At 66.8% G+C, this 3,809-nt stretch carries 3 protein-coding genes and 1 pseudogene; 1 reads left to right on the top strand and 3 read right to left on the bottom strand.

The genetic code is table 11. The annotated features are described in order from the left end of the window. The 3 genes from ppk1 to ACLHHB_RS16060 all read right to left on the bottom strand — a co-directional run. Positions 1-1,291, bottom strand: a 1,291-nt coding sequence (gene ppk1 / locus ACLHHB_RS16070; protein ID WP_410219288.1) for a polyphosphate kinase 1, incomplete at its 3' end; no start/stop codon positions are given. Positions 1,292-1,319: 28 nt separating this feature from the next. Further along, positions 1,320-2,039: a chromosomal replication initiator DnaA gene (locus tag ACLHHB_RS16065; RefSeq protein WP_410219287.1), complete on the bottom strand. Its 720-nt coding sequence runs from the start codon at positions 2,037-2,039 to the stop codon at positions 1,320-1,322. Then, positions 2,036-3,244 carry an AI-2E family transporter gene (locus ACLHHB_RS16060; RefSeq protein WP_410219286.1) on the bottom strand — a complete coding sequence of 403 codons (1,209 nt, stop codon included), beginning with the start codon at positions 3,242-3,244 and terminating at the stop codon, positions 2,036-2,038. The genes ACLHHB_RS16065 and ACLHHB_RS16060 overlap by 4 nt, the downstream gene beginning before the upstream one ends. A 164-nt stretch (positions 3,245-3,408) precedes the next feature. On the opposite strand from ACLHHB_RS16060, the pseudogene ACLHHB_RS16055 reads away from it, so the two are divergent. Next, positions 3,409-3,809: pseudogene (locus ACLHHB_RS16055) on the top strand (proline--tRNA ligase); the annotation flags it as partial.

The following is a 3,809-nucleotide window of genomic DNA, read 5'->3' as shown; positions in this document are numbered from 1 at the left end:
CCAGCTCCCGCGCCAGGGCGATGTTGCGCTCCTCGTCGAAGCGCGCCTTCAGCTCCACCATGGCGGTCACGCTCTTGCCGGCCTCCGCCGCCTCGATCAGGGCGCGGGCGATCGGGCTGTCGCGGCTGGTGCGGTACAGGGTCTGCTTGATCGCCAGCACATCGGGATCGCGCGCCGCCTGCGCCAGAAAACGGACGACCATGTCGAAGGTTTCATAGGGATGGTGCAGCAGCATGTCCTTTTGGCGGATTGCCGCGAACATGTCCCCGTCATGGTCCTGCACGCGCTCCGGGACCCGGGGCGTGAAGCCGGGCCACAAGAGCTCGGTTCGGTGATCCAGCACCAGTTCCCGCAGATCGGCCATGCCCAAAAGGCCCGCAACCTCGATCACCTCGTCGGGGCCGACCTCCAGTTCCTCCATGATCAGGCGGCGCAGGCAGTCAGGCGCGCCCGCCGTGATCTTCATGCGGATGACGCTGCCCCGCCGGCGGCGCGTGAGCGCCGTCTCGAATTCCCGGACAAGATCCTCGGCCTCTTCCTCGACCTCGAGGTCGCTGTCGCGCAACACGCGAAAGCTGCAATGACCGACATCCCGATAGCCCGGAAACAGGCTGGAGAGATGCATCAGCAGCAGGTCCTCCAACCGCAGAAAACGTTCACCCCCCGGAAGGGGCACGAAACGCGGCAACTGTCCGGGAACCGGGAGCAGCGCCTGCATCTGCCGTCCGTCCGTTTCGCGCGCCAGTTCCAGCGCCAGCGAAAAGCCGGTGTTCGGGATGAACGGGAACGGGTGCGCAGGGTCGATGGCCAGCGGCGACAGGACGGGAAAGACCCGGTTCTCAAAATATTCGTGCAGGAACTCTTCCTCGGCACCGGTCAGGCGCTGGCGTGACAAGATGACGATGCCCGCCTGCTCCATCTCGCGCCGCAACCCGTTCCAGACACCCTGCTGCGCGCTCATCAGGCGGCGAGCGTCGGCGTTGATCAGGCCGAGCTGTTCGGCGGGGGTCAGGCCATCATCCGAGGGCGTCGTGCTGCCTTCGCGCACCAGTTCGCGCAGGCCCGCCACGCGGACGGTATAGAACTCGTCCAGGTTCGTGGCGCTGATCGACACGAAACGCAGCCGCTCCAGCAACGGCACGCGCGGGTTGCGCGCCTCGTCCAGGACGCGCCAGTTGAAGGACAGCCAGGACAGTTCGCGATTGAAGAAACGCGCAGGCCCTTCGGGCGGACCATCGGGCAGATCAATGGGTTCGGGAAAGGGCTGGCGAAGAAAATCGGCTTGGGTCATGGTGTTCCGGGGTCGAGCAACGGCGCGATCATGCGTCGGTTTCCGACAGCTTGTCCAGAAGCTCGGCCGCGATGCGGCGGGTGACCGGGCCCTTTTCCGCCATCGCGGCATGATCCATCGCCGTCACCAGGCGGCGGGCCAGCCCCAGATCCCGGTCCATGTGCAGAACCAGCCAGTCGATCAGCCCGGCCGGAACCGCCAGTTGCCGGTCTGCAAACAGCTTGACCAGTACCGCAGCCAGCAGCGCCTCGTCGGGCGATCCAAGGCGCACCTGGGGCATCGCATCCATGCGGGAACGCAGGTCGGGCAGGACCAGGCCCCAGTCGCGCGGCGGGGTTCGCGCCGTCAGCAGCAAAAGGCAGTCACGCGGTGCGCACAGGTTCCACAGGTGGAACAGGGCCTGTTCGGCGCCCGCGGCAAAGCCCGCATGATCGGCATCCTCGACCACGACCGCGCCGCCTTCCGCCGCCAGCAGATCGGCGGCATCGGGGCGCAACGCGCTGGCGCTGACACGGCGCGCGCCATTCTCGGCCGCCCAGAAGGCCGCCAGATGCGATTTGCCCGCCCCTTCCGGCCCGATCAGCAGCATCCGCCCATTGGGCCAGTCCTGCGGCCGGTCCAGCGCCTGCAGGGCGGCATGATTGGCGGGGGCGGGCAGGAAATCCGACCGCGCATGGGCGGGCGGGGTCGTCAGGTCCAGGGTCAGTTGTCGCGACAGCGGAAACCGTCCGGCGGGCGTGTCGGTCATTCCGGACCCCGCCGCATCAGGTCTTCCTGCATGGTGTCCAGTTCCTGCTGGCTGCGTGCGCGTTCGGACGCCATGCGCGCGCTGCGCAGTCGGCTTGCCACGGTGCCGGGGGGCACCATCTCGACCAGCAGGGGCTGGGCAGGTTCGTCCGGCATCACCTGCCCGGTATAGAACGAGCTGTCGCGATAACGGGCGATCAGGAACCGTGCCAGAACCCCCAGCGCCGCCGCCATGGGCACCGCCATGACCAGACCCACGAAGCCGAACAGCGCGCCAAAGACCGACAACGCCAGCAACAGCCAGACCGGGTGCAGGCCCACATGGCCGCCGACGATCTTGGGCTGCAGGTAGTTGCCTTCGACCACCTGTCCGACCGCGAAGATGGCGACAACCGCGCCGATCCACAGCGGATCGCCCCAAAAGCTGAACAGCGCGACCCCGATGGCCGTGGCTCCACCGATCAGCACGCCGACATAAGGGATGAACGACAGGACCGCCGCCATGATCCCGATGAAAAAGCCGAAGGGCAGCCCGACCAGCATCAGCCCGAATGCATACCATGTGCCGAGGATCGCGATCACCACGGCCTGCCCCCGCACAAAGCCCGACAGCGCCTCGTCGACCTCGGAGGCCAGGGTCCGGATCGTGCCGGCATGTTCACGCGGCAGGTGGCGGTCAACGGCCTCGACCATGTGGTCCCAGTCCAGCAGCAGGTAGAAGGCCACCACAGGCACGATGACTAGCAGCGCGATCGTGCCCAGCACGCCCCGCACGGATCCCAGCACCGTGGAGGCCAGCGCCGCCGCCTGGTCGCCGATCGTGGCCTGCATGTCGGTCAGCGTTTGTTCCAGACCCGCGCCGTCCGGGATGATGTCGGGAAAACGCGCGTCGATGAAGCTGCGGCCTTGTTCCAGCATCTGGGGGGCGGTCTCGATCAGGGCATAGGCCTGACGCACCAGGACCGGCACGATCAGCAGAACCACCGCCACAAAGGCCACCACGACAACGAAGGTGATGGCCACCACCGCCATGGTGCGCGACAGGCCGGCCCGTTCCAGCCGGTCGGCCACGGGGTCCAGCAGATAGGCCACGCCCGCGCCCATGATGAAGGGCAGCACCGCCTGCCCCAGCAGCCACAAGGTCAGCAGCAGGGTCAGGCTGGCCACCCCCCACCACATAAGCTGCTTGCGGACCGTGATGCGCATCGGGTCGGAACTTTCTGTTTTGCTGCATTGCCGCGAATGTGACGCCGCCGCCCGTCGGTTGCAAGCGCGATGGCGCGAGTGGCGGGCGCACGGGCGGACTGGTTCTTGGCAAGCGGGGGCCGATCCGGTAACGCTGCGCCGAACCGCTTTGAAGGACCCTGCCCATGCGTCTGTCGCGTTATTTCCTGCCCGTGCTGAAGGAAGACCCCAAGGAGGCGCAGATCGTCAGCCACCGGCTGATGCTGCGCGCGGGCATGATCAAGCAACAGGCGGCGGGGATCTATTCCTGGCTGCCGATGGGCTTCAAGGTTCTCCGGCGCATCGAGACCATCGTCCACGAGGAACAGCAGCGGGCGGGTCACATCCCCATGCTGATGCCCACGCTGCAGCCGGCCGACCTGTGGCGCGAATCCGGCCGCTATGACGACTATGGCGAGGAAATGCTGCGCATCCGCGACCGGCAGAAGCGCGATCTGCTGTACGGTCCCACCAACGAGGAGATGATCACCGACATCTTCCGCAGCCATGTGAACAGCTACAAGGACCTGCCGCTGACGCTGTACCA

This window comes from Paracoccus sp. (in: a-proteobacteria), from assembly GCF_046462195.1.
In the GTDB taxonomy this organism is placed as follows: Bacteria; Pseudomonadota; Alphaproteobacteria; order Rhodobacterales; family Rhodobacteraceae; genus Paracoccus.
The sequence above is the reverse complement of the archived record's forward strand: the minus strand, read 5'-3'. Positions and strand labels throughout refer to the sequence as shown.